General features: G+C 64.4%; 27 protein-coding genes. 10 read left to right on the plus strand and 17 right to left on the minus strand.

Annotation, left to right across the window (positions count from 1 at the left end):
• Window positions 1-49 precede the first annotated feature (49 nt).
• The 3 genes from J2S96_RS13310 to J2S96_RS13320 all read left to right on the plus strand — a co-directional run bounded on the left by J2S96_RS13310 (window position 50) and on the right by J2S96_RS13320 (window position 2368).
• A complete protein-coding gene (locus J2S96_RS13310) occupies window positions 50-1012 on the plus strand; it encodes a class C sortase (RefSeq protein WP_306864179.1) in 963 nt (320 codons plus the stop codon).
• A gap of 62 nt (window positions 1013-1074) precedes the next feature.
• Window positions 1075-1284, plus strand: coding sequence for a YegP family protein (locus J2S96_RS13315; RefSeq protein ID WP_306864181.1), 210 nt, complete (start codon window positions 1075-1077; stop codon window positions 1282-1284).
• Between the two features lie 307 nt (window positions 1285-1591).
• Window positions 1592-2368: an SDR family NAD(P)-dependent oxidoreductase gene (locus tag J2S96_RS13320; RefSeq protein WP_306864184.1), complete on the plus strand. Its 777-nt coding sequence runs from the start codon at window positions 1592-1594 to the stop codon at window positions 2366-2368.
• Here J2S96_RS13320 and J2S96_RS13325 read toward each other — a convergent pair.
• Window positions 2334-3428, minus strand: a complete 1095-nt coding sequence (locus J2S96_RS13325; RefSeq protein ID WP_306864187.1) for an FUSC family protein — start codon at window positions 3426-3428, stop codon at window positions 2334-2336. The genes J2S96_RS13320 and J2S96_RS13325 overlap by 35 nt on opposite strands.
• 216 nt (window positions 3429-3644) lie before the next feature.
• On the opposite strand from J2S96_RS13325, the gene J2S96_RS13330 reads away from it, so the two are divergent.
• Both J2S96_RS13330 and J2S96_RS13335 read left to right on the plus strand, forming a co-directional pair.
• On the plus strand, window positions 3645-4100 hold the full coding sequence (locus tag J2S96_RS13330; protein WP_306864188.1) for an SRPBCC family protein: 456 nt from the start codon (window positions 3645-3647) through the stop codon (window positions 4098-4100).
• Window positions 4097-4615, plus strand: a complete 519-nt coding sequence (locus tag J2S96_RS13335) for a GNAT family N-acetyltransferase (protein ID WP_306864192.1) — start codon at window positions 4097-4099, stop codon at window positions 4613-4615. Before J2S96_RS13330 ends, J2S96_RS13335 begins: the two co-directional genes overlap by 4 nt.
• Here J2S96_RS13335 and J2S96_RS13340 read toward each other — a convergent pair.
• The 3 genes from J2S96_RS13340 to J2S96_RS13350 are packed head-to-tail and all read right to left on the minus strand — an operon-like array spanning window position 4612 to window position 7118.
• Window positions 4612-5025: a VOC family protein gene (locus tag J2S96_RS13340; RefSeq protein ID WP_306864193.1), complete on the minus strand. Its 414-nt coding sequence runs from the start codon at window positions 5023-5025 to the stop codon at window positions 4612-4614. The two genes, J2S96_RS13335 and J2S96_RS13340, sit on opposite strands and share 4 nt — an antisense overlap.
• A 9-nt stretch (window positions 5026-5034) precedes the next feature.
• Window positions 5035-6402 carry a sensor histidine kinase gene (locus J2S96_RS13345; protein ID WP_306864196.1) on the minus strand — a complete coding sequence of 456 codons (1368 nt, stop codon included), beginning with the start codon at window positions 6400-6402 and terminating at the stop codon, window positions 5035-5037.
• A complete protein-coding gene (locus J2S96_RS13350; RefSeq protein WP_306864198.1) occupies window positions 6399-7118 on the minus strand; it encodes a response regulator transcription factor in 720 nt (239 codons plus the stop codon). Before J2S96_RS13350 ends, J2S96_RS13345 begins: the two co-directional genes overlap by 4 nt.
• Window positions 7119-7285: 167 nt before the next feature.
• Between J2S96_RS13350 and J2S96_RS13355 the strand changes: the two genes are divergently transcribed.
• Window positions 7286-7813: a hypothetical protein gene (locus J2S96_RS13355; protein WP_306864201.1), complete on the plus strand. Its 528-nt coding sequence runs from the start codon at window positions 7286-7288 to the stop codon at window positions 7811-7813.
• A gap of 107 nt (window positions 7814-7920) precedes the next feature.
• Here J2S96_RS13355 and J2S96_RS13360 read toward each other — a convergent pair whose 3' ends face one another.
• Together J2S96_RS13360 and J2S96_RS13365 are read right to left on the minus strand one after the other, a co-directional pair.
• Complete coding sequence (locus J2S96_RS13360) at window positions 7921-9507, minus strand: MFS transporter (RefSeq protein ID WP_306864205.1); 1587 nt, start codon at window positions 9505-9507, stop codon at window positions 7921-7923.
• Between the two features lie 254 nt (window positions 9508-9761).
• Entirely contained in the window at window positions 9762-10565 is an 804-nt protein-coding gene (locus J2S96_RS13365; RefSeq protein ID WP_306864208.1) for a putative protein N(5)-glutamine methyltransferase, read from the minus strand.
• 664 nt (window positions 10566-11229) lie between these two features.
• Between J2S96_RS13365 and J2S96_RS13370 the strand changes: the two genes are divergently transcribed.
• Window positions 11230-11490 (plus strand): hypothetical protein, encoded by a 261-nt coding sequence (locus tag J2S96_RS13370; protein WP_306864211.1) that lies wholly within the window; start codon window positions 11230-11232, stop codon window positions 11488-11490.
• Between the two features lie 62 nt (window positions 11491-11552).
• Here J2S96_RS13370 and J2S96_RS13375 read toward each other — a convergent pair whose 3' ends face one another.
• Window positions 11553-14060 (minus strand): ATP-dependent DNA ligase, encoded by a 2508-nt coding sequence (locus J2S96_RS13375; protein WP_306864214.1) that lies wholly within the window; start codon window positions 14058-14060, stop codon window positions 11553-11555.
• Between the two features lie 38 nt (window positions 14061-14098).
• Between J2S96_RS13375 and ku the strand changes: the two genes are divergently transcribed.
• Window positions 14099-14977, plus strand: coding sequence for a non-homologous end joining protein Ku (gene ku, locus J2S96_RS13380; RefSeq protein ID WP_306864216.1), 879 nt, complete (start codon window positions 14099-14101; stop codon window positions 14975-14977).
• Between the two features lie 174 nt (window positions 14978-15151).
• On the opposite strand, the gene J2S96_RS13385 is transcribed toward ku, so the two are convergent.
• The 4 genes from J2S96_RS13385 to J2S96_RS13400 all read right to left on the minus strand — a co-directional run bounded on the left by J2S96_RS13385 (window position 15152) and on the right by J2S96_RS13400 (window position 16389).
• Entirely contained in the window at window positions 15152-15418 is a 267-nt protein-coding gene (locus J2S96_RS13385) for a DUF7218 family protein (protein ID WP_306864218.1), read from the minus strand.
• Window positions 15419-15456: 38 nt separating this feature from the next.
• Window positions 15457-15885 carry a hypothetical protein gene (locus J2S96_RS13390; RefSeq protein ID WP_306864221.1) on the minus strand — a complete coding sequence of 143 codons (429 nt, stop codon included), beginning with the start codon at window positions 15883-15885 and terminating at the stop codon, window positions 15457-15459.
• A gap of 66 nt (window positions 15886-15951) precedes the next feature.
• Window positions 15952-16128, minus strand: coding sequence for a CsbD family protein (locus J2S96_RS13395; protein ID WP_306864225.1), 177 nt, complete (start codon window positions 16126-16128; stop codon window positions 15952-15954).
• A gap of 90 nt (window positions 16129-16218) precedes the next feature.
• A complete protein-coding gene (locus tag J2S96_RS13400) occupies window positions 16219-16389 on the minus strand; it encodes a hypothetical protein (protein WP_306864229.1) in 171 nt (56 codons plus the stop codon).
• 324 nt (window positions 16390-16713) lie between these two features.
• On the opposite strand from J2S96_RS13400, the gene J2S96_RS13405 reads away from it, so the two are divergent.
• Both J2S96_RS13405 and J2S96_RS13410 read left to right on the plus strand, forming a co-directional pair.
• Window positions 16714-17193 (plus strand): Dps family protein, encoded by a 480-nt coding sequence (locus J2S96_RS13405; RefSeq protein WP_306864232.1) that lies wholly within the window; start codon window positions 16714-16716, stop codon window positions 17191-17193.
• A gap of 31 nt (window positions 17194-17224) precedes the next feature.
• On the plus strand, window positions 17225-18178 hold the full coding sequence (locus J2S96_RS13410) for a DNA topoisomerase IB (RefSeq protein WP_306864233.1): 954 nt from the start codon (window positions 17225-17227) through the stop codon (window positions 18176-18178).
• Window positions 18179-18312: 134 nt separating this feature from the next.
• On the opposite strand, the gene J2S96_RS13415 is transcribed toward J2S96_RS13410, so the two are convergent.
• The 6 genes from J2S96_RS13415 to J2S96_RS13440 form a co-directional block, all read right to left on the minus strand.
• A complete protein-coding gene (locus J2S96_RS13415) occupies window positions 18313-18591 on the minus strand; it encodes an HPr family phosphocarrier protein (RefSeq protein ID WP_306864236.1) in 279 nt (92 codons plus the stop codon).
• 34 nt (window positions 18592-18625) lie between these two features.
• Window positions 18626-20347 carry a phosphoenolpyruvate--protein phosphotransferase gene (gene ptsP, locus J2S96_RS13420; RefSeq protein ID WP_306864239.1) on the minus strand — a complete coding sequence of 574 codons (1722 nt, stop codon included), beginning with the start codon at window positions 20345-20347 and terminating at the stop codon, window positions 18626-18628.
• A 34-nt stretch (window positions 20348-20381) separates the two neighbouring features.
• Entirely contained in the window at window positions 20382-22397 is a 2016-nt protein-coding gene (locus tag J2S96_RS13425) for a PTS fructose transporter subunit IIABC (protein WP_306864242.1), read from the minus strand.
• A gap of 2 nt (window positions 22398-22399) precedes the next feature.
• Window positions 22400-23407: a 1-phosphofructokinase family hexose kinase gene (locus J2S96_RS13430; RefSeq protein ID WP_306864245.1), complete on the minus strand. Its 1008-nt coding sequence runs from the start codon at window positions 23405-23407 to the stop codon at window positions 22400-22402.
• The gene (locus J2S96_RS13435) at window positions 23404-24216 is read right to left on the minus strand and encodes a DeoR/GlpR family DNA-binding transcription regulator (protein ID WP_306864248.1); all 813 of its coding nucleotides are present in this window, start codon (window positions 24214-24216) and stop codon (window positions 23404-23406) included. Before J2S96_RS13435 ends, J2S96_RS13430 begins: the two co-directional genes overlap by 4 nt.
• 498 nt (window positions 24217-24714) lie before the next feature.
• Entirely contained in the window at window positions 24715-24906 is a 192-nt protein-coding gene (locus tag J2S96_RS13440) for a hypothetical protein (RefSeq protein ID WP_306864252.1), read from the minus strand.
• Between the last annotated feature and the right edge of the window lie 710 nt (window positions 24907-25616).

The raw sequence follows: 25616 nt of genomic DNA on the forward strand, positions 1-25616 counted from the left end.
AGCGGTGGATGCCCCATACCGCTCCCGTCCATCAGACCAAGAGGCCCCAATGACCCAAACCCTCGAAGAATTCATGGAGGGTACAGAACCCGGCCCGAAAAACTCCCGCCGGCACTCCCGCAAGGGGCTGCGTGGGCGCAAGGGCATCCGCTCCGGTCGAGCTTGCCGTCAAGCTGACCGGAGATTTATCGTCATGATGGTCATCGCCGCCATTGGTCTTGGCTTGGTCCTCTACCCACGGGCAGCAGACTGGTTCAGCTCGATTTCGCACAACAGCCAACTTTCCGGCTATTCGCAGGAAGTCGAACAACTCGAACCATCGGCGCGGACGAAGGTGTTGGACCGGGCACGCGAATACAACTTCCGCATCCCCCAGGGACAGCTGCGGGACCCGTATTCCCCGCAGGCCCCCGCGTTGTTGGGTGGCCAATTGTCGGACTACGAACGTCAGTTGAACGTAGCCAATGACGAGGTGATCGGCAGATTCCGCTACCCCGCCGTGAAAATCGACCTGCCGATCTTTCACGGGACCAGCGATGAGGTCCTGGCCAAGGGAGTCGGCCACCTTTACGGTTCCTCCCTTCCCGTCGGTGGACCTGGGACACACAGTGTCCTGACTTCGCACTCAGGGATCCCGAACGCTGAGCTTTTCAATCCCCTTCACAGCGCCAAAACGGGAGATATCTTCTCCACCGAGGTGATGGACCACACTTTCCTGTACCGGGTGAATAGGATCGAGGTGGTGAAACCGGACGACATTTCCTCGCTGAAAATCATCGCGGGCGAGGATTTCATCACTTTGGTGACATGTACTCCCATTGGAGTCAATTCACACAGGCTTCTGGTCCATGCCTCACGGATCGCAGACATCCCCAAAGACGCCCCGGAACAGAAAACCCTTGCAGGACGCCAAACCGACGTCGAGTTCCCCTTCTGGGCCGTGTACTTCATCGGCGGACTTTTGGCGTTCTATCTGGCATTCCGCCCATGGAACCGCCGACCCAGCCGATAAAGCAAACGCCTCGGGCAGCCCAGGGCCTGAGGTGCCCATACTCCAGACAAGGAAGCACCACAATGGCCTCACATTTCAATCTCTATGTTGACGCGGACGCATGCCTGCGGTTCCAACTCGTCACCGGAAGCGGCGACGTGCTGCTCACCTCCGAGGCTTTTGAGGACGAAGATGCGGCAATCGCAGGGATCTGGTCGGTGCGCGAAGCCGCAGTCAACGGGCGAATCGTTGATCTCACCGGTCCGGTGCCGGAAAACGACCCGGCCGACTAAGTCCTGGCGTCGCCACTGAGCCGGTCGATCCCTGATCCCGCAAACATTTTGCGAAGTTCACGGCACGATTGACTGCCGAGCACCACATAGATAGTGCCGGGCATGCGAGGGAAGCAGACTCTTGGCGGACCTGTTGGGGGCCGCGAGGAGTCTTCGGTTCTCGATGGTCCGCATGCCGGGCAGTGCCCCGGACCGTGTGTCCCCATGCGAACCGCGGCACGGCGTGCGGCTGGGCCTGAGACCACCGGCCGCACGCCACTTCCCTCTATGCGGACCACACCGAGGCCAACGGGGCTAGTCTGGGCGCATGACAACTCGAGCCAACGAACTCACAGCTTTGGTCACCGGCGCTACCGCCGGGCTCGGTGCGCAATTTGCCCGCCAGCTGGCCGAATCCGGACACCACCTTGTCCTCGTGGCCCGCGACGAAGGCCGGCTGCGGGCAAGCGCCGAAGCGCTTGAGCGGGACTTCAGTATCTCCGCGGAAGTCTTGCCGGCCGACCTGACCTCCGACGACGGGGTCGCGGCTGTCGCGGACAGGCTACGGGACGCTTCGCGGCCCGTGGACGTGCTGGTCAACAATGCCGGAATCGGATTGCTGAATTCCTTCGAGAAGAACGACGTGGAAGACGAAAAGCGGCATTTGCGGCTGCACGTCCAGACGCCCTTGGAGCTGTGCCACGCGGCTTTGGAGGTTATGTTGGCACGCAAGTCCGGGAGGATCATAAACGTCGCCAGCGTTGCGGCCTTCGCGAACCGGGGCAGCTATTCGGCGGCCAAGGCTTGGCAGGTCAGCTTCAGCCGCTGGGCGAACACTGCCTATGCCGTCAGGGGAGTGAAAGTCACTGCGGTCTGCCCGGGCTTCACCCACACGGAATTCCACGATCGCATGGGCATGGACAAATCTGTGGCTCCGCGCTTCCTGTGGTTGAAGGCCGAGCGCGTTGTCCGGGAAGGGCTGGAAGACAACCTCAAGGGTAAAGGTGTATCCATCCCGACGAAGCGCTACAAAGTGATCACTGCCGCCATGCGTTTCCTGCCGGCGAAGCTTACGTCGGGTCCGCCCCGCCGCGCCGCGAAGTAAGCCGGCGCCGCAAGGTAACCCGGCGTTTCTGGACCAGCACGGCCACCGCAATCCCGATCACGGCTCCCATGAGGGTCTCAATTCCGCGTTCCAGGACGAGCACACCAGGATCCGCGGGTGCTGCCAACTGAGTCATGAGCAGGATGACCGGGGTGAAGAACACCATGGCCCAGCCGTAGTGCCGGGCCATGAACAATTCGGTGGGGAACTGGAAACCGATCACCAGCAGGGCCAGGATGATGGTGGTTTGCCCGGGGAAGTAGTGCAACGGGGACAGCGGTCCCGGAAAGAGCACGACGGCGACAATCGCCAGTCCGAGGAAGGTCCCCACGATGCGGTGGATGCCTCGGTGTAGCCGGCTGGGCATATCGGCTCCGGCCAGCGGAACAGCGGCGGCGGCCATGGCCCAGTGCGGGTGGCCGCTGCCCGTGAGCACTCCGCAGGCGCCTGCCGCGCCGACGGCGAGCACATACCTGGCTGCGTGAAGTCCGGCCGCTTGGCGCAGCTGCGCAGAGGATGCCGGAATGTTCCGGACGGCGCCGCGCTCCCACACGCGGTACCGGAGCCACCCGGCGAAACCCACCACCATGGAAAACGCCGCCGACGCCGCACAGATCAGGACTGCGGCAAGGAACGGGATCTGCGCGGGAACGGAAGCGCATGCTCCCAGGGCCAAAATTCCGAAGAAGGGGCCGTTGGGCTTGAGCCGGACCTTGTCCGAGAACAGTGAACCCACCCCCGCCAGGAGCGCCTCGACCACCACCAATCCCCATGAATGGATGTGGGAGACGGACAAGAAGGTGCCCACAGAGGCGCCGGTCACGAGTACCGCGGCGGCCTGGGCCTGGTGCTTGAGCCGCAGTTGGTGCGATTCGGCACGCCCGTACATCCCGGTCAGGGCGCCAAACACGGCGTAGATGATGAGGTCCGCCCGGCCAACCGCGAGAAGGACAAGCGCTGGCACGGCGACGCTCAGTGCGACGCGGACGGCAGCAAGGTGATCGTTGCTTGCCGGTGGAACGGTATGAAGCGCCCGGGCATGGGCCAGGATTGATCGCAACGGGTACCACCAATCAATTCAGCCGATCATTGGGAAGTTATCAGGACCCTAAGATCCGCGCCATTAGCTGGGTCACAACGTTGCTTTGTGTTTCGCGCAATGGCGCCCGGAACCAGGCTGACGGCCTTCCAACGAGCCCGACCGGTTCGGTTACGGCTGCGCCGGCTCGAGATCAGCCATGACTTGCGCAAGGCGAAACAGTGGCAGGATCGAAGCATGACTGTGTCCTTCACATGCCATACGCAGATTGCAATGGAACCCGAAGAGCTTTTCAACCTCGCCCGCAACGTCGACGCGCATGTGGGTTCCATGGCCAGCTCCCGGGAACGTGCCGTTGCGGGAGTTATGTCCGGACTCCTCTCGGAGGGCGACGAGGTCACGTGGCAGGCCTGGCATTTCGGCTTGCCCTTGCAGATGAGCAGCCGCATCACCCAGTTCCGATTCCCCGATTCGTTTACGGACGAGCAAGTGCGTGGTCCCTTCCGTTTCTTCCGGCACGTGCACGAGTTCATTCCCGACGGCGGCGGCACACTCATGATCGATCGCGTCGAATTCGCGGCGCCTTTCGGCATGGTGGGCCGAATCGCGGAGAAAGCTTTCTTGGGCAAGTACATGCGGAACCTCATTGATCGACGCAACGAATATCTTTCCCGCAACGGTGCCGCCGCATGATCAGGGCGGCGAGGGCGGACGAACTGGAACGGCTTCGCGGGATCGAGACCGCCGCGGGCGAGATCTTCCGCTCTTGCGGAATGGACGCCATCGCGGACGACGAGCCGCTGACCGTAACGGAGTTGGCTATCTTCCAGGCGCGCGGCGGTGCTTTGGTCTATGTTGACGCGGCGGACGTTCCCGTGGCCTATCTCTTGCTTGGGGACCTCGATGGAAATGCGCACGTGGAGCAGTTGAGCGTCCACCCGTCACATGCGCGGCAAGGGCTCGGGGGTGGGCTGCTCGAAGCTGCCGGAATGTGGGCATACGCGAAGGGTTTGGAGTGGCTGACCCTCACCACTTTTCGCGATGTTCCGTGGAATGCGCCCTACTATCGCAGGCTGGGTTTCGAGGAGCTGGACCCCGAAAAATTGGACGACGGACTCAGGCGCATCCTCGAGTGCGAAGCGCTGGTGGGCCTCCACCGGTGGCCGAGGATCGCCATGCGGCGGCGCGTGAGGTCAGTTACTGCCTAGGACGGTCCTACCTCCGCCACCAGTTCTACCTCATAGCCATCGGTATTCACCAGGTAGGCGGCGTAGTGGTCCGCCCCGCCGGCGTGCGGATATTTGCTCTCGAACATCTCGTACCAACCCGAGTCGGCGCCTATCTCCCGGATGCGGTCCACGTTCGCTGGGGTGCCCGCGTGGAAGGCGAGGTGGTTGAGCCCGGGCTCCGTCCGGCGGTGCGTGCTTCCGGTGAGCGCAGTGGACTGTTCGATCACGATGTACGTGCCTCCGAGTTTCCAACTGCAGCCCTCGGGCCACTCCTGGAATCGTTCGTAGCCCAGTTCGCCCAGTAGCCAGCCCCACTCTTCCTGCGCACGGCCAATGTGAGGCACCCAGATCTCTACGTGGTGCAGCGAACCTACTGGAACATCAGCCATGCGCCGAGTCTACGTTTGCTGGGGGCCCGCGGGAATGCCGGGTAACTCCACCACGAATGCCGCTCCACCTTCAGGCGCGGCGCGCACACTGATCCGGCCGCCCATCCGCTGCACAATCCTTGCGGCGATGGACAAACCCAGTCCGCTTCCAACAGGCCGTTCTCCGCTGTATCTGGCAAAAAGCGCGCCGCGGTCAAACGCGACGGCGGCATCCGCCTCCGTGAGGCCGGGGCCGCCGTCGCGCACTTCCACGGTGATCCAACTGCCGGAAGGGTACGCGGCGAGCACAACGGGAGAGCCCTCGGGAGTCACTCGCAGTGCGTTTTCCAGCAACCCGTCCACCACTTGCCGCAGCCGCTGGCCATCGCTGCGGGCCGGCAAAGGCCCGGACGGCAGTTCGAGCCGCCCGACGATTCCGTTCTGGAGGGACACCGCTTGCCAGGCCTGCCAACTCTCGCGCAGGACCAAGGAGGCATCCACCGGCTGCATTTCCACGCGGAAATCGTCGGACTCGAGCCGTGCCAGGTCCAGGAGATCGCGGACAAAACGGTCCAGACGGTTGGTTTCGGCCACGAGGGTCCGCCCGACCCCACCCACGTCGTCTCCAGTGATAACGCCATCGGCAAGCGCCTCGGCGTAGCCACGCAGCGCGGTCAGGGGTGTCCTGAGTTCATGCGAGATGGACAGCAGGAACTCGCGTTGGCGCCCCTCGCTGGTCCGGAGTGCGGCGTCCAAGGCCGCCAGCGCCTGCGAAACCTCCACCACTTCGGCCGGACCGCCGGGCGGCACAACCACGGATCGTTCTCCGGCCGCGAGCCGATGGGCCGAATGTGCCGTACGCACCAACGGCCGGCTCAACCATTGCGCCAAGAGGCCCCCGGCCACGATGGCGAACACGAGGCAGGCGGCAAGGGCGATCAGCATGCGGCTCAGCAGGGGAGCGGCAGCCGCGCGGATCTCGGACACGGGCTGCGCCAGTACCACGCCACCTCCGGATGCCAAGGGCCTGGCCTCGAGCACCACGGTGTTCTGCGGACCGTTGACCGACGTCGAGACGGATTTTCCAGCCAATACATCCGCCACAGTCTTCGCATCAACCAGCCTTGCGCCGCCACCCGTCACGCGGCCGTCGGTGCTGATTTGCGCGAGCCTCGCGCCGTGCGTGAGCAGATCTGCGCGCAGGTCCTGCAGGCTTCCAAGGCTTGACTGTTGGCTTAGGGAATCGGCCTCCACCGCGAGATACTTCTTGGCTTCATCAACGGCCGTGGCGTTCACCAGTTGGGCGGCCAAAAGGCCGGCGAGCACCACTGCGACGGTCGCGACGGCGGCGATCACCGCCGTCGTGCGTCCTGCCAGTGTTCCGAACCAGCGTTTCACGTGGTGCCCCGGGCAGCGGGGCGGTGACCGGATGTTTGGGGAAGTGCGGCGGAATAGCCGACGCCGCGGCTTGTCGCGATGGGAGAGTGTTCGCCCAGTTTGGCTCGGAGCTGAGCGATGTGTACATCCACTGTCCGCCCGGCGGCATAGCTGGCCTGCCCCCACACCGCGGACAGGAGTTGCTCGCGGGAAAAGACCCGGCCAGGTTGCGCCATCAGGTACGCGAGGAGGTCGAATTCGGTGGCGGTCAGCGTGAGTTCCTCGGCGCCGGCGCGTACGGTCCTGTTCAGCGGATCCAGTTCGACGCTGCCCAGCACCAGCGGTTTGGAGCGCGGAGTGCCTTCGGTGCGGCGCAGGACTGCCTTGACCCGGGCCACCAGTTCGGACGGCGAAAAGGGCTTGGTGAGATAGTCGTCCGCGCCCAGTTCCAAGCCAAGGACGCGGTCCACCTCCTCATCGCGGGCCGTGACGAACAATACCGGCGTCCAGTCCTCCGCCTGCCGCAGTTTCCTGCACAGTTCGATCCCGTCCATGCCGGGCAGCCCGACGTCGAGGATCACTGCGACCGGTTTGAGTCGCTTGATCTGTTCAAGTGCGGAAATCCCGTCCCGCTCAACGTGCACACCGAAACCTGCGCGGCCTAGATAGAGGCGCTGGATATCGGCGATTGCCTGTTCATCTTCGGCAATCAGCACCAATCCGCGGCTGTCTTCCATGCGTCCATTCAACCGCACGGACGGAGTCCCGGGGGCGTCCTGGGGAGCTGCCGGGACGGTTTTACATTCCTCGAACATTGGCCGAACAGTCAGTTCATGCGGCCCGACCAGAGTGCTGTGAAGAGCGCCGGCGGATCAACCACCGGCCGGAACGAAGGACACGGACCATGGACAACAGCACCCCGACCCCCAGCACCCCGAGCTCCAGCACCCCGGTCCCGGGCCGCAAACGCACAAAGGCCCGCACCGCCGTCGTCGGCGTCCTTGCAGCAGGCCTCCTGCTGGGCGGCGGCGTGATTGCCGCCAACGCGGCTACCTCCGGCAGCACAAGCACGACGGCGGCAGCCACCTCCCAGCCCACTGCGACGGCCGCCGTCGCGGCCAAAACGGCTCTGGCGCGGCACCCGCTGGCGGTTGGCCTGCGGTTCTTCGTGAACGGGGACAGCAGCAAGCCAGACTACGGCCAACGCGCCGCCAAGATCGCCACCTTCATCCTGGACAAGCGCCCGAAGCTGGCCGCAAAGCTTCCAGCCGCGCTGCAGGCCGACCTGAAGGCGCTGAAGGATGCGGCGGACGGCGACCGGCTCGCGAAAGCCACCCACATCAGGGACACCGCACTGAACGGGGGCTACGGCCAGAAGATCCAGGAGCAGGCAAAGCGGATGCAGGAGCAGAAGGCGGACCGCAAGGCTTAGACCGCAATTAAGCGAAAGCAAGGCTGGTTATTCGCAGCGGTCACGCCACAAATAACCAGCCTTGCCCTGGCGGCGCGGGCCGCCCGCAGTCCGCGCCGGCCGTGTGCCTAGGCCGAGACGGTGTCCCGGTCCGGATCCGCCGCTACGAGGGTGCCGTCGTCCAACGGCAATTCGTCCAGGTCGATCAACGGGTTGGTGTCTTGGGTGGCCACCAACTCGCGGGCCTCGGCCGGGGTGTCCACGCTCGGCATGGAGCCCGGGAGCGGGCGTTGCGCAGATTCACGCAGGAAGTAGATGGCGATTGCGCCGACCACGGACGTGCCCATGAGGTAATACGCGGGCATCATGTCGTTGCCGGTGCCCTGGATCAGGGCAGCGACAATGAACGGCGTGGTACCGCCGAAGATCGCCACTGAGAAGTTGTAGGCGATGCCCATTCCTCCGTAACGGCTGGAGGTCGGGAACAGCGCAGGCAGCGCAGACGCGAGGTTTGCCACGTAGAACGTGACCGGGAAGGCAACCAGGGCCAAACCGGCAAGCGTGGACCAGATATCGCCGATGCCGATGAGCAGGAAGGCCGGAACGGCGAACACAACCGTGCTGATGGCACCGATCCACAGTACGGGCCGGCGGCCGATCCGGTCAGAGAGCTTGCCCGTCAGCGGAATGCAGACAGCCATGACGACCAACACGGGGATGGTCAGGAGCGTGCCGTGAACGGGGTCGTAGCCCTTTGAGTCGGTCAGGTACGTGGGCATGTAGGAGGTCAGCATGTAGCCGACAGTGTTGGCGGCTGCGGCAAGGATCATGGCGAGGACAATCTGGCGCCAGTAGGCCTTGACGATGCCGACGGGGCCCTTTGCTACTGCGGCGTCGCCCGCTGCGGCATCCGCGGCGAGGGCTTCCTGGGCATCCAGAGTGGCTTGGAACTGGGGGGATTCCTCGATCTTGCTACGGAAATACACCGCAATGACGCCGAGGGGACCCGCGACGAGGAACGGCAGCCGCCAGCCCCACTCTTCCATGGCCGATTGGCCGATGGTGAGCTGCAGGACGGACACCAGGGCGGCGCCGAGGGCGAAGCCGATGTACGAGCCCATATCCAGGAAGCTCGCAAAGAATCCACGGCGCTTGTCTGGGGCGTATTCGCTCACGAACGTGGTGGCGCCGGCGTATTCGCCGCCCGTCGAGAAACCTTGGATCAGTTTCAGGACAACGAGCGATACGGCTGCCCAGATGCCGATTTGTGCGTATCCCGGCAGGAGCCCGACGGCGAAGGTGCTTGCCGCCATCAGCATCAGTGTTGTTGCGAGCACCTTTTGGCGGCCCACCTTGTCACCCAGCCAGCCGAACACAACGCCACCGAGCGGCCGTGCCACGAAGGTTGCGGCGAAGGTTCCCAGCAGGAACAGGGTCTGCACGGCTTTGTCGGCCTCGGGTAGGAAGACGGGCCCCATGGTGGTGATGAGGTAGCCGAACACGCCGACGTCGTACCATTCCATGGTGTTGCCGACAATCGTGCCGCCGAGTGCTTTTTTCAGCATTGGCTGGTCAACGACGTTGACGTCGGATACCTTGAGTCGACGGCGTGTTGGAAGTCTCAATTTTGAGGCGCCGCCTACTGCGGACTTGGTCGTTGCAGCGGCGTTCCTAGCGCCTGCTGAAGAGTCGGTAATGCTTCGGTCTGTGGGCATTTGGGTTTCTCCTAGGGAGATCATTTGCTTGCGACATACGGCTGCTCCGCTCTGGGCAGGGTTTCAATTTTACGCGAAACTCGCTGAAACTGAGAGTCGGAGTCCGTCTCCGGGCGCTGTTCCGGCCCACGTCGGGCACATATTCCTGATATCCAATTACCGCCCGCAGCCGCGGAATGACGAGGATTTTTGGGTGTTTCGGGACGTCGTTACCAAATTGTTTGGTCCAGCGCCGCGTTGGCACAGTTTGCTGATCATTTCCGGTGGATTTCCTGCCGTTTTCCCAGCACCACCGTGGCATCGAACTCTTCAGAATGGACCACCCGAGTGGACAGCCCCGCGTGCCCGAACAAGGCCGCCGTCGTCGGTGCCTGCCGGGCACTCGTCTCGATCAGCAGCCAACCCCCTGGAGCCAGCCAGGAAGGAGCCTCCTCCGCGATCCTGCGCTGCACGTCCAAACCGTCCGCGCCGCCGTCGAGCGCCACCAGCGGTTCATGCAGCCTGGCCTCGGGCGGCATCATCCCGATCGAGTCCGTAGGGACGTAGGGGGCGTTGGCCACCAGAACGTCAACCTGGCCGCGAAGAGCGTCAGGGAGTGCCGAATAGAGATCGCCCTCATGCACGTGTCCGCCTGCCGCTGCGATGTTGCGTCGCGCGCAGCGCACCGCGGCGGGGTCGACGTCGGCGGCGTGAAGCTCGATGCTGCCCGCGGAGGCAGCCAAAGCGGCGCCCACGGCACCCGAACCACAGCAAAGATCGACGACGACGGCACCCGGCCGGGCGAGGCGGGCCGCCTCCTGGACGAGGTACTCCGTGCGCCGGCGGGGAACGAAGACGCCAGGGTCCACCGCAATGTGCTGGCCGCAGAACTCCGCCCAGCCGAGGAGATATTCAAGGGGCAGTCCTGAGGCGCGTTGTTCGATCAACCGCTCAAGGACCTCGGGGGCGTGCGCCGCGGCGATCAAGAGCCGGGCCTCGTCTTCGGCGAAAACACAACCCGCCCAACGGAGGCGTGCCGTGACGGCGGAATGGGAATGCTGGAATGTGGTTGCTGACATGGGAGAGCCTTTCGGGAAGCCGAGGGGTGCTCTCCGCGCCACCTGGTTCAGGCTCGCTGAAGGGTTGGAAGGGAGCACCCGTGCATTGCTGTTTTGATGGGTCTCACCTCCTGGCGTCGGGACCCTGCCGAAGACATCGCGGGTCGCTGGAAATGCCATGCTAGCCGAGAGCGGACGTATGGGCCGCGCGCGAAACGGTTTGGCCAAAAAGCGGGGTTCCCAAACAGAGACAGGAGTGTCTAGGGTGGGTGCATGGGAACACTGATTTTTGAATAGGCCAGCGGGTCCGGCCGCTCGCAGACGCCGGTCGGGGCACTGCAGGCTTTCGCCGATGCCGCTGAATTTTGATCCGACAAAAATCCATGCCTGTTGAGGCTTCGCCTCCGCGCCGTTCCTGTCGCTGCTATTGGACACCCAAGGTCCCGCAGAGGGCGTCGCGTCCCGATACCTCCTCCGGCGAATCGAGAGCTTAAAGGAGTCCACTGCATGGCACCGAACACACCGAAGACCGACGCCGGGCAGGAAGCCGGAGCGCAGCAAACCCAAGCCCACCCAAACGAGTGGGAAGCTGGCCAAGTCTGAGAGGAAAGTCCGCTGGTAGATCCCGCGGACCGCTCCCACCTAGTATGAAAATCCCTTCGTTTCACTGCAGAAAGGAAGAACCATGGCTGCGAAGCGCGTAGAGCCACAAATCAACTCCGAGGTGGCCAGCCATCTGGCCGAGTCCATGGACAAGGTGCCCATGCCGGCCCCGACAGCTGTGGCCATGACGCTCGGCTCGACTCAAGGACCGGCGTGGCCGGACGGTAGCGGGAAGACCAAGCACCCCAAGGATCGCGGCCCCAACCATGGCCGCGTGGGCCAGCAGGCCGCGGTCACGGCGGTCCACCGGACTAGCCGTCCGCAGATGCCGCACTCGTCCTAGGCTCTATATTTCATAAGCGACACGCAAAATGACCTGCGACACTGGAATTCCGGTGTCGCAGGTCATTTTCCGTGTCGCCCGGCTGTTAGCGTGTCGACATCCTCGGGGGACTTGTCAGGGCGCCACCCGCGCCAGACGGGATGCCGCATCCTCCCGGTGCCGGTCCAGTCGCCGAACGTCACCTCACCCACGAGCTCCGGGGAAACCCACTGCGCCCCGCGTGCGTCTTCGGCGGGTATGTCGTGGAATGGAGAGTCCCGGCGATCGATTCCCTCCAGGCGCTTCAGGATGTCCCGCAACTGCCAGTCCTTGAACCCGGTGCCCACCCGGCCGGCATAGCGCAGCTTGTCGCCGTCGGGAATCCCCACCAGCAACGCGCCTATGGTCCCGAGCCTCGCCCCGGCTCCGGGTCGCCAGCCACCCACCACCACTTCCTGCATGCGTTCCAACTTGAGTTTGACCCAGGATCTGCTGCGCCGCCCGGGCTGGTACCGGCTCTCCGCGCGCTTGGCCATGACGCCCTCCAAGCCAAGCTCGGCGGCACTGGCCAGGAGATCGTCGAGATCATGGTCCAGCACCTCGGACACGTGGATGGGGGAGCCCTTCGCTGGCAGTCCTGAACGGAACGCCTCTAGCCGGTCGCGGCGCTCGCTGAGCGGCAGCGAGGTGAGGTCGGAACTGCCGTGGGAGCCGGCGTCGTACAGGAGGTCGAACAGCATGAGTTGCACTGGGACCGCGGCGCGGGCGCGTTCGACGTCGCCGGGTTTGAAGAGGTTCATCCGCTTCTGGAGCAACTCGAAGCTGGGCCGGCCGTCCTTGCTGAGTGCGACGATTTCGCCGTCCGCGACGAAATCGTGGCGGGGCCAGTAGCGTGGATCCGCCAGTTCAGGGTAGGTGGCAGTCATGTCGATCCCGGAGCGGCTGATCACGCTGATCTTGCCGCCCGAACTCGAAACAATGGCCCGGAATCCATCCCACTTGAGCTCAAACAGCCAGTCGCCGGACGAGACGTCGGCGGTGGTTCCGGAGGTCGCGAGCATGGGCGCGTAGCTGGGGGTTCCGTTCGTTTGCGGCTGGGCGCCAGGGGACAGCACCGCCCGATGGCCCGGTTTGTCCTTCATCAGGTGGATCAGCCATTGCGACGGCGATTCCCCGGTGTGGATGAGCGCGAAGCGGCGGGTACCTTGCAATCCGCCGCCGGGCTTGCCGGTGAGGGTGGCGATGACTTCCTTGCCGTCGCGCCATTTTTCGCACTCGAACTCGCCGCTGTCCCAGATGCTGACCGTCCCGGCGCCGTATTCGCCCTTTGGAATGATGCCCGCGAACTCCGCGTATTCCATGGGATGGTCCTCCGTACGCACCGCGAGGTGGTTCTTGGCCGGAGTGTCCGGTACGCCTCTCGGCAAGGCCCAGGACGCCAGGACGCCGTTGTGTTCCAGCCGGAAATCCAGGTGGAACCGACGGGCATGGTGCTCCTGGATGACGAAGATCCCGCCGGGTGGATTGGGTTCCGCGTCGGGCTGGGGTGGACGTGAACCGGGGTGGTGCCCGGCGGCAGGAAACGGCTCGGGTGTCCGTTGGGGGTCGCGCTTGTCCACGTAGCTGGCCAGCCGCGGGTTCACGCCGGTTCGTTCGACGGCGGTGCCGGCGCCGCCGTGTCCGGGCGCATGGCCGGACCGCCCGGCAGCCACCGCGGCGAAGGGGTCCTTTCCCTCTTTGACGCGTTTCATGACGGCCGTGAAGTCCAGGTGCTCCAGCTTGGGGGAGGCGAGTTCACGCCACGTCCTCGGCGCGGCCACCATGGGGTGGGCCCGCCCGCGGAGCGAGTACGGAACGATGGTGGTCTTGTTCCCGCTGTTCTGGCTCCAGTCCACCAGCACCTTGCCGTTGCGCAGGGTCTTCTTCATGTCGCTGACCACGAGATCCGGATGGTCAGCCTCGAGCGAGCGTGCCAATTCGTGCGCAAACGCGGAGACCTGCTCCCACTTGCGGGTTCCGTCCAGTCCGGCGTACAGGTGGATCCCCTTGCTGCCGCTCGTCACAGGGACCGGATCAAGGCCGATGTCCTGCAGGATGCTGCGCGCCAACTTGGCTACTTCGACGCATTCGGGAAGGCCCGTTCCGGGACCGGGATCAAGGTCCAGGACCAGGCGGTCCGGGGGCAGCATGGTGCCGTCGGCGTCCACTTGCCATTGCGGCACGTGGATTTCCAAGGCGGCGATCTGGGCCAACCACGTGAGCGTCGCGAGGTTGTTGACGAGCGGGTAGACGTTGCTGTGGTCGCTGTGCTGGATGGTGACACGCGGAACCCAGGACGGCGTGGACTGGTCGAGGTTCTTCTGGAAGAACATTTGCCCTGGGTGGGTTGCGGTTCCCACCCCATTTACCCAACGCTTCCGGGTGGCGGGCCGGTTGGCGGCAGCCGGGATCAGGAACGGGGCCACGGCGGCATAGTATTCGAGCACTTCGGCCTTGGTGGTGCCGGTCTCCGGGTAGATGATTTTGCCCAGGTTGGTGAGCGTCAGTTGATGGCCTTCAACGTTGACGCGCTCCTTCTGGCTGCTTGCCACCTCTTCACCTCCGCCTGGTTGTGATGTTCACTTAGTGCATGAGGGCCATATGGAAGGGATCTATCGCGTTCGGGCTGGTCAACGTACCCGTCAAGCTCTACAGCGCCACCGAGGACCACGATGTCAGTCTCCACCAAGTCCACAACAAGGACGGAGGCCGCATCCGTTACCAGCGGAAGTGCGAGGTCTGCGGTTCTGTTGTGGATTACGAGGATATCGACAAGGCCTACGAAGAGGAAGGCCGCACTGTGGTGCTCTCGGCCGCGGATTTGAAGTCCCTTCCCGCCGAGGCCAGCCGTGAAATCGAAGTAGTGGAGTTTGTTCCTGCCGAGCAGCTTGACCCCATCATGTACGAGCGTCCGTACTACTTGGAGCCCGATTCGAAGTCGCCCAAGGCGTACATGCTGCTTCTGCGCACGTTGCAGGACACAGAGCGCGTGGCGATCGTGCAGTATGCCCTCCGGCAGAAGACCAGGCTGGGCGCGCTGCGCGTGCGGGGCGACGTCCTGATGCTGCAATCCCTGCTTTGGGACGACGAGGTCCGCGAAGCCAACTTCCCGTCGCTGGAGACCGACGTCAAGATCTCGGACAAGGAGCTGGAGATGTCTTCTGCCTTGGTGGACTCCATGGCGCGCGACTTCGAGCCCGAGCAATACACCGACAACTACCAGGTTCAATTGCGGCAACTCATCGAGGCCAAACTCGAAAAGGGAGACTCCATCGACACCGAGGAAACGTTCGGTGTCACGGCCAGCGAGGGGGAAGGCGGCGAGGTCATCGACCTCATGGAAGCCCTCAAGCGCAGCCTCGACAAGAAGCGCGGCAAAGCCTCTGCCGGATCGCCCGAAGAAGAGTCCGACGACGGCGCCACCGCAAAGGCGGCCAGCAAGCCCAAGGCGAGGGTCAAGAAAGCCTGACGGGCCGCCGTCGTGCGCTTGGTGGTGCGCGGGGCGGGGAGCGGACATGCCCCTCGTGGGAAGTGTGCAATGGACATAACACGCATATGTCCGCTGCTGGGCCCGGGCGCTGGGCATGTCCAGGGGAACGTCGGCGGCGACCCGGGTCAGCAGTGGACATGTCCCTTGGATGGCTTAGTGGTTTCGCAACGCGGAGATCAGTTCGGCTTTCTTCTTGCCCGAGTATCCGGTGAGCCCCAGTTCCTTCGCGCGGGACCTCAGTTGCTGCACGGTCCAGTCCTCATAATCGCCTGAGGTGCCGCCACGACGGCCGATTTCCTTTCGGCCCTCCTTCGCAGCGGCATTGGAAATCCTGGCTGCCTTTTCCTTCGACGCACCCTCCTCCCGGAGAGTTTCGTAGAGTTCCGGATCCTTGAGGCTGGGGTTCTTTTTCTCCGGCATTCGTTCCTCCTGCGGTCACGGTCCTGGCTAAGTCCTGGCTAAGACGGAAGCTCCATCCGGAACCCGCAACGGCACTGCAACACCTTTGTCGCCAGGTACACGTCGAGAAGGTTGACAGTGGGGTCCTCGGTGGAAATTGGCGCGTACACGCTGTGGAATCCGGTTCCCGAAATCGTCATCGGTTCGCCGCAATGGATGTATCCACCGCCGAATTGCAGCACACCCGATACGGTTCCCCGTTGGTTCAGGATGGCTGCGACGTCTTGGAAGGTCGCAGCGTGGGCGTAGAACATATCGCATTCCACGCAGGTGTATGCGACATCCACGAACTCCGCCGCCGGCGGCTTGAGTGGCTCGATGGAATCCAGGACTACGTGTTCGGCAGTGCGGCAATTGGCGCACCAGATTCGTTCGGCCCTGGGGTGAGACGCGCCGTCGGGAACGATCGGGTCAGAGATCGTCGGCATCGACTTAACTCCTTGATGCGGGAAGTGCCGCTCCCGCGCGAGGCGGAAGCTGCACTTCGAGGGGATTTAGTCCTTCTTGAAAGCGTCCTTGACCTTTTCGCCGGCCGTTTTCAGGTCGCCCTTGGTCTGATCCAACTTGCCTTCGGCTTCGAGCCGCTCGTTACCCGTCAGCTCTCCAGCCGCTTCCTTGGATTTGCCTGCGAGCTTTTCTCCGGCGTTGCGGATCTTGTCATCTGCACCCATGGACGTACTCCTTTTGCTGGTAGTGGATTACTTCATTCCCCCGACGCGTGGGGCTTGGCCGCTGGCCAAGCATCCTCACAGCGTTGTCGGTCAAACTCCGTGTGACCGGTGGCCGGACATGAAGCTCAGAAGCCAGCCGATGGCCGCGACGATCAGGAGGACCACGCCGACCCAGAGGAGCCAGCTTACGGCCTGCGAGAAGCCGCCGACGAGGAGAAGAACAACTGCCACAACGCCTGCAATGATCAGAAGAGTGTTCACAATGACACATTCCTTACTTCAGCGGGACCGCCAGCAAGCGCCGTGGCCCCTTGCCATGTATTCGATTGTCAGTTCGCACGCGAACTGTGATGCCCGCCAGGCCCCCGAACCCCGTGCGGGGTCTTGTTGCAGCGGATGGGCCCTCCGGAATTTCATCCCTTACGAACCACCTCCGACTTCCTCCATCGTACTACTAAGCACGCTTATCAAATCAAGTACTAAGTACACTTATAAAGATTTCCGGGTTTGGTCGTAGGCTAGCGGAAGGGCCTGCGCCGGTTCCCGGCACAGGCTTGTTCGGACGGTCGCCTAGGAGGAGAAAACGTGAAAGCATCGCAAACTCTGGCAGATAATCTGCAGCTGGTCCTGACGGATCTGATTGAACTCCAACTCCAAGGAAAACAAGCTCATTGGAACATTGTTGGTCCCAATTTCAGGGACCTTCATCTGCAGCTTGACGAACTCGTCGCAGCCGCCCGGGAGTTCGCCGACGAAACCGCCGAAAGGATGCGGGCGCTCCATGCCCTTCCCGACGGCCGGAGCACCACCATCGCGGGCGCAACCAGGCTGGAGCAGTTTCCCGAGGGATTGACCCAAACCAGGGATGCCGTGAAGCTCATCACCGACCGCCTGGAGCGGACGGTCCAGACCATGCGCGATGTCCACGACGAAGTAGATGAAGAAGACCCGACGACGGCTGACCTCCTCCACGCGTTCATTGCCCGCTTGGAGCAGCTCGCCTGGATGATCAGTGCCGAGATCATGTCAGCCAGTGCGTCCGTGGCAGACCCACAGGAAGCCTAGGAACCGGAGAGCAGGCAAACGGCGCCACGGCATGACACGACTCCGCCGCAGCAAACCTGGCAGTCCGGGCATTTCCCGGCGAAGGTCCGGCCGCGGATTCAGCTACTACCGCCCGGATGGATCGCTCATCAAAGGTGAGGAGCGCAAGCGCCTCGACGCGTTGGCGATTCCTCCCGCGTGGTCCGACGTCTGGATATGCCCGTTTGAGAACGGGCATATCCAGGCAATGGGAGTGGACGACGCCGGCCGGAGCCAATACATCTACCACCCGGAATGGCGGGCTCGCCAAGATGCCGAAAAATTCGCCCGTGCGGCCCGGCTTGGAGCCCTCCTGCCGCAGGCACGCCGCGTGGTCGCCCGGCATCTGCGGGAGTCCCCTTCGGCGAGGACCAAGACCTTGGCCGCAGCCGTGCGGCTCATGGACCTCGGTGCCTTGCGCGTTGGCTCCGATGGATACACGCGTCGCAACGGCTCATACGGGCTCACCACGCTGAGGTGCAAGCACGTGAAGGTCGACGGGGATACGGTTTCCCTGCATTTCCCCGGAAAAAGCGGCCAAACCTGGGATTCCACCATCGAGGACCCTGTGCTGGCCCGATTCCTCGGACCCTTGGCGGCCAGGCCCGGCAAGGAACCCCTGCTCGTCTTCGAGGGCGGGAACGGCCCGGTCTGCCTGAATGCCACAATGGTCAACGAGTACCTTCGCCAGATCACGGGCGGGGACTACACGGCCAAGGACTTCCGCACTTGGAAGGGGACCGTGACCGCCGGCATGGCGCTCGCAGGCCCCGCTTCGAATGCACCGGCCCGCCAACGAGTCGTCGGGGCAATCAAGCAAACCGCGGAAACGCTCGGCAACACGCCAACGGTAGCGAGGGCAGCCTACGTCGATCCGCGCGTCGTGGAGGGTTTCCTGGCCGGTGAGCTTGAACAGCTCAGAGCCACCGAGCCGGATATTGCGGCCTATCTGAACGACCCGCCCTAAACAGTCAATAATTTGAGCTGACAGACCATAATTTGCCCGGACAAGCAAAGAGCATGCCCCCTCTTGGCTGCGAAGAATGGACATAGCAGGACTATGTCCATTCCCCACGGCCAGGAGGGGGCATGCTCGGTGGGTTACTCGGCGTCGTGGTCCGTTTCGAGGATCTTCACGAGCTTGTCCAGGGCTTCGTCGGCCCCGGCACCCTCGGCGCGAAGGACGACGACGTCGCCGAATGAAGCTCCGAGGCTCATGAGGGAGAGGATGCTTGCGGCGTCCATGGCATCGTCGGCGGGCTCGCCTTCGCGGGCGATGGTGACCTCGATGTCCAGTTCGCCGGCGGCTTCGGCGAAAATAGCTGCCGGGCGTGCGTGGAGGCCGACGCGGCTGGCGATGGTGGCGGTACGTTCGGACATTGTTTGCTCCTTCGATTGTGGGCTTGGGGAAAGTCTAAAGACCCAGTTCGTCCAGGATAGGCAGCTGGGCACGAACGGTTTGGCGCGCGGCGGATGCACTCGGGGCGGCCAGCGCCGCCGTCGCGAGCTTTTGCGCCTGTGCCACGGTGACGGTTGCAAGGACGGCCGAAACGGCAGCCAGGGCGCGTGCACTCATGGAAAGCGTCGCGACGCCCAGTCCAACGAGTACGACGGCGAGGGCCGGATCCGCGGCTGCCTCGCCGCATACGCCCACGGGCCGGGTGCTGCCGCCCGCGCTGGCGGCAGCGGCGCCGTCGGCCGTCAACTTCACGAGCTGCAGCACGGCGGGCTGCCAGGGATCATTGAGCGTGGCCAGCGGGCCGAGTTGGCGGTCCGCGGCCATCGCATATTGCGTGAGATCGTTGGTTCCGAGCGAGGCGAAGCTGACTTCGCGCAGCACGGTGGCCGCCGTCAGGGCAGCTGACGGGACCTCCACCATGACGCCGGGAGTCTTTAAACCAGCGGCCGAGCAGAGCGCGGCGAAATGCGCGGCTTCCTCGGCCGTGGAGATCATCGGGGCCATGACCCAGACCTCGGCCTGGTTGGCGGCCTCTGCCGCGGCGATGGCCTTGAGCTGGCGCTCGAGGACGCCCGGCGACGTGAGGTCCGTGCGGTACCCGCGGACTCCCAAGGCTGGGTTCGGCTCATCCGCGTTCGTGAGGAACGGCAGGGGCTTGTCCGCCCCGGCATCGAGCGTCCGGACAACAACCTTCTTGGCCGGGAACGCGGCAAACACTGCGCTGTAGGCGGCGATCTGCTCCTGGACCGTGGGTTCGTCGTCGCGATCCAGGAAGCAGAATTCGGTGCGAAGCAGCCCGACGCCTTCGGCACCGGCGTCGGCGGCTTTGACCGCGTCAGCACCGGTACCGACGTTGGCGAGCAGGGGAACCCGGAAGCCGTCGGCCAAAGCGTTGTCTCCGCTGAATGCGGCAACGGTAGACGCCTGGGTGGCCCAGGTCTTGGCCGCAAGGCGGAGTTCCTCACCGGGATCCACCGTGACGGTGCCCGCGGCGCCATCGACATAGATCTCAGTGCCGTCTCCGATCCCGTCGACACCTGGCGCGGCAACGATCGCGGGCAAGCCGAGGGCGCGAGCCAGGATGGCGGTGTGGGACTGCGGGCCGCCGCTCGAGGTGATCAGTGCGATCACCTTGGCGGGGTCCAGGGTGGCCGTGTCTGCCGGGGCGAGGTCCTCGGCGGCCAGGATGAACGGAACGTCCGACGCCGGGATCCCCGGTGCGGGCAGCCCGCGCAGCTCGGAGACGATACGCGCACGGACGTCCAGGACGTCTGCCACGCGCTCCGCCATGTAGCCGCCGAGGGCCTTCAACGATTCAGCCACCGTAGCGGCAGCCTCCCACACGGCCCGTTCGGCGGTACGCGCGCCGCCCGGGGTTTCGGGCGAGAGGAGCCTGATGGCCGATTTCACCAGCATGGGATCGGCGGCCATGAGGGCAGTTGCTTCCAGGACCTCTTTGCCTTCGCCGGACGCTGTGGCGGCTCGGGCACGGAGTTCCGCCTGCACGGCCTTGGCGGCATCCTTGATGCGCTGGCCTTGCGATTCGACGGTGACGTCCGCAGGAATGTTGCTTGCTCCCTGTGGCGAGGCTGCAGGTTCCTGCACCGGCTTCGGCATCTGCCGCACCGGACCCAGGACGCGCCCGGGGGCTACGCCTACTCCTGAAAAGGTCTGCATGGATTAGTCCTCTACTTGCTTAGTGGCGGGTCGTTCAGGCTGCGACCGGAACGCGGACCTGTTCGGCCTCTTCGGGCTTCCGGACTGCCCAACGCTTCAGCGCGAGCAGGACCAATGCGGTGATAACCATGCCTACCAAAATCGCGATGACGAACATCGCCAAGTTTCCGATCGCGAAGAAGACGAAGATGCCACCATGGGGAGCCTGCGAGGTCACACCTGATGCCATGCAGAGGGCGCCGGTCACGGCACCGCCCACCATGCTTGCGGGGATGACGCGGAACGGGTCGGCAGCTGCGAACGGGATGGCGCCTTCGGAGATGAAGGATGCACCCAGGAGCCACGCAGCCTTGCCGTTTTCGCGCTCGGCGAGGCTGAAGCCCTTCTTGTTCAACACGGTGGCCAGGGCCATCGCCAGAGGGGGAACCATGCCCGCGGCCATGACGGCAGCCATGATCTGCAGAGGGGCCGGGTTCGAGAGGCTGCCCGCGCCGAGGCCTGCGACGGCGAAGGAGTAGGCAACCTTGTTGACGGGACCGCCCAGGTCGAAGCACATCATGAGGCCGAGGATGATACCGAGGACGATCGCCGACGCGCCTGTCATGCCGGTCAGCCACGTGTTGAGCTGAGTAGTTATCCAGGCAATCGGACCGCCGAGGACGAGGAACATCAGGCCGGAAGCAACAATTGAAGCAAAAAGCGGAATGATCACCACCGGCATGAGGCCGCGCAACCACCGCGGGACACTGAAGGTACCGATCCAGTGGGCGGTGAGACCGGCCAGCAGACCGCCTACGAGGCCGCCGAGGAAGCCTGCACCCATGAATCCGGAGACCGCACCAGCAACGAAACCAGGAGCAATGCCCGGTCGGTCCGCGATGCCGTAAGCGATGTAGCCAGCCAAAGCCGGGACCAGGAAGCCAAGGGACAGGGCACCGATCTTGAAGGCAACGGTACCGAGGTACAGGGCGAGGTTACCGTTGGGAAGGTTGAGGAGGGTGTTGTGGGCCAGGATGTCGTTGGCCTTTGTCCCAAGCGCAATGTCGTACCCCGCCAGCAGGAAGCCCAGGGCGATGAGCAGGCCACCACCTGCGACGAACGGAATCATGTAGCTCACGCCCGTCAGGAGAACCTTCTTGACCTTGGTGCCGAGGTGCTCGCTCGCGGCCTCGGACGCTTGCTCGGCGCGCTCTTCGGCACCGAAGTGCGGCACGCGGTGGGCATGCGGGTCGGTGGAGGCAGCGATAGCCTCCTGGACCATCTTGGCCGGTTCGTCGATGCCGCGCTTGACGGGTGCGTTGATGACGGGTTTGCCCGCGAAACGCTCCTTGCCGCGCACATCCACGTCCACTGCGAAGATCACGGCGTCGGCGGCGGCAATGACGGCCGGGTCAAGGGCGGTGAATCCGCCCGAGCCCTGGGTTTCAACCTGCAGGTCGACTCCGGCTTCCTTCCCCGCTGCCACGAGGGAATCTGCTGCCATGTAGGTGTGGGCGATGCCGGTGGGGCAGGCGGTGACGGCGACGATGCGCTTGGGGGCCGCGGCGGAAGCGGCGGGCGTTGTGTCCGCAACGGTTGGTGCTGCATGCGCGGCCGGCTTGTCGGCCAGCGCGCCGTCAACCAAGTCGACGATCTCCTGCTCGGTGGCAGCCGCGCGAAGCCCTGCCGTGAAGTCCTTCTTGATGAGGGAACGGGCCAGCTTGGAGAGGAGCTTCAGGTGCTCCTGGTCCGCTCCTTCCGGGGCGGCGATGAAGAAGATGATGTCCGCGGGGCCATCCTTGGCCCCGAAGTCCACTTTGTGCGAAAGCCGGGCCATTGCCAGGGTCGGCTCGGTCACGGCAGCGGAGCGGCAGTGCGGGATGGCGATCCCGCCGGGCACGCCCGTGGCGGTCTTCTGCTCGCGGGCGAAGGCGTCCGCGAAGAGCCCTTCAACCTCGGAGGCGCGACCGGCCGCGGCAACTTTGCCTGCCAGGAAGCGGATGACGTCGGCGGGGGAATCGCCGAGGTTCTGGTCAAGGCTGACCAGTTGGGGGGTGATGAGCTGGGTCACTGTTAGTCCTTCTGAAGGGCCGTGATGGTTACGGCGTCGGGAGTTGTTTGGTGTACCGCCGGGACAGTGGAGCCCGGCAGCGAAGCAGCGGCGGCACCATGTGCCACAGCCTGACGGAGGCAGTCCTGCGAGGTTCCGCCGTTGGTGGCGGCCAGCAGGTAGCCAGCAAGGGATGAATCGCCGGCACCGACTGTGCTGACGGCTTGGATCGGCGGATGCGTGGCGAACCACGCGCCGTCGGCGGTTACCAGGACGGCGCCCTTGGAACCGAGTGTTGCGAGTACCGCGCCAACACCGCTGCCGACGACCGCGGCGGCGGCCCGGGCAGCAAGGCCGGGGTCTGCTTCCAGTTCGTCAGCCGTGTGGACGTCCGTGAGGCCGGCTGCGGCGGCCAGTTCGGCCAGTTCTTCCGCGTTGGGCTTCAAGAGATCGGGCTTGCCACTGATGTTGCCGCGTGAATCGCCACTGATGGCGGCAACAAGCGGGGCCCCGGAGGAGTCGATCGCGATGAGCGGCGGACCGCCGTTTGCGGGATCGTTGTACGTGGAACGGAGTCGGCGGGCGACCGTGGAATAAAAGTCCGCAGGGACTCCTGGTGGGAGCGATCCCGCGAGTACCACCCAGCTGGCGCCACGGGAGCGGTCCAGCAGCAGCCCGATCAGGGCTTCCTGCTCGTCCAGGCTCAACTCCGGGCCGGGTTCGTTGATCTTGGTGGTGACGCCGTCCGGTTCGGTGAGCGTCACGTTGCTGCGCAGCGGCGCACTGATGGGAAGCGCTGCGTAGGGGACGCCGTCGTCGAGCAGTCCCGCGAGGACGGGATCGGAATCCCCGCCCGGCAGGACTGCGACGGTGTCCAGGCCCGAGGCGACCAGCGCCCGGGAGACATTGACGCCTTTGCCGCCGGAATGCTGGTGGACGGCGACGGCGCGTTGCACTTCGCCGCGGGCCAATCGCGACGGGAGCTCAACGGTGCGGTCCAGGCTCGGGTTGGCGGTCAGGGTGATGATCATGCGATCACCACGTCGACGCCGGCCTCGGCCAATGCGGCGGAGAGCTCTTCAGAGGGTTCGTGGTCAGTAATCACGGTGTCCACATCTTTTAGGGCAGCGAACTGGACCAGGGTTTCCGCGTCCAGCTTGGAGGAATCCGCGAGGACGACGACGCGCCGTGCGGACGTGACGAAGGCGGCCTTGACGGCGGCTTCTTCGGGGTCAGGGGTGCTGAGCCCGAACGTGGCGTGGATACCGTTGGCGCCGACGAAGGCGATGTCCGGGCGCAACCGGGAAGCGGCCTCGACCGTGGACTGACCGACGGCGGCCTGGGTGAGCCCGCGGACACGGCCGCCCAGGATCTGGAGGGCGATGTGCGGGTTGCCGGAGAGCCGTCCGGCGATGGGGATGGCGTGGGTGATGACGACTAGTTCTTCACGTGGGGCGTTCCCGTTGGAAGACGCCGTCTGCTGGGCAATGCGCTGGTCCAGCAGGCGGGCGAGGGCCTCGGTGGTGGAACCGGCATCGATCAGGATGCTGCCGGCCGCGTACTCGGGGATGAGGGCAAGGGCAGCCTCGGCTATACGAAGCTTTTCCGGCTGGCGCTGGACGGCACGCTCAACGACGCTTTCCTCACGGGTGCTGAGGCGGTCCGAGGGGACTGCCCCACCGTGTACGCGGCGAACGTTGCCGGAGGACTCGAGGACAGCAAGGTCGCGGCGGACAGTCTCGGTGGTGATGCTGAACCGATCCGCAAGGTCCGTGACGCTGACCCGTCCGCGCTCGGCGACGAGCTCGGAGATCAGCTGTTGGCGCTCTTCGGCGAACACATACCCTCCATTGCGTACAAGCTGTAGATACACCCGTGACTGTGGTCACATGATGTGGAATTGCTTGACTCTATCTTTGTTCATGTTGGTCTGTCAACAGAAAACAACATAAACAAAGATTTGGAGTTGGCGTGAGGCTCTGCCGGCGGGTGTTCGGGGGAGTTTTGGGGTGCTCGGGCGTGCTCTGAGAGCAGGGAGCGTTGCATTCTGCTGGATCATCCGATGATGGCGGGCCGCCGGCCCCGGAATGGCGGGGGTCGCTGGCTCGGACGCCGGGATGATCCAGCAGAATCGACAGTCGGTACGCGGTTGCAGGCGGGCCGGACGTTGTGCGGCGGCACGCTCGACGTCGGGCGGGCGCGACGATGGGTGGGGGATGGGGGCACGCTCGACCTCGGGCACGCCGGCGATATAACCGGCCCGACGCAGGGTGGCTAGTCCCGGAAGGGGGTAGTCGGATTTGGGGCTGGCCGCCCTAGCGCCGGACCGGAAGGTGCCCTACGGCCACTCGATCTCCCGCTGCCAGGGGTACTCGATGGGTAGGTTGTCCGGGTCGGGAGGCTCGGGCAAACGGGGCCGCGTAGAGGAATCCGATTCTTGCCGATGCTTGTTCCTCTGTTGGTCCAGCTCATCCGGCCCTTGCCGGGAGTCGTCCCCCGGCCGGCGCTGCTGTGTACTTTCGAGCTTCATGGTGCTTCCTTCGGGTAATGCCGCAAAGCGTGCCTAGGCGGGTATTTCCAACTCGAACCCGCAACTGCATCTCAGGACCTTGGTGTGGAGGAGGGCTTCCGGGGGAGAGCTGCGCAATCGGGGCCGGCCGGTCCGGGATGCCCCGAAGCGTCGCAGTGAGGTTTTCACTTCACGGAGGGGTTCGCCGCAGTGAAAATAGTGTTTTCCGAACTCCAGCAGGCGGGGGCCATCCTGAATCCCCCGACGATTCAGGATGGCCCCCGCCTGCTGGACGGTTGCTGCATGGCTGTAGGAAAGCCCGCAGGAAGTGCACGTGTAGAACACGGCAAGCTGTTGGGAAAGTCTTGGACCTTGGGCCTGGATTGATTCGATGACCAGGTGTTTGTCTGTTCCACACGCGGCACACCAGAGGGGAGAGGTTCCTGGCTGATGCGGTTCGTGGGGAATCGCGGATTCGGAGACGGTCGACACCGACTAACTCCGAACCGGTAGCAGGTTTATGCTCATCAGGCAGCACCTTCACGTTGAGTGACGCGGCGCCCGGCTGCATGAGCGAAAACAGGCCGAAGTCTTCGGCCCTGTCCGGAAATTCTGCCCGGACTGTAGAAGAATTCTGCACTGCACGTCCCCGGTGCGCAAGGCCGGCGCCGTATTTGCCCAAGTGGTGGACTTCGCACTGGGAGCCTGTTTTTTCCTCCACTGGCGTCCCG

This window comes from Arthrobacter bambusae (genome assembly GCF_030812595.1).
GTDB lineage: Bacteria > Actinomycetota > Actinomycetes > Actinomycetales > Micrococcaceae > Arthrobacter > Arthrobacter bambusae_B.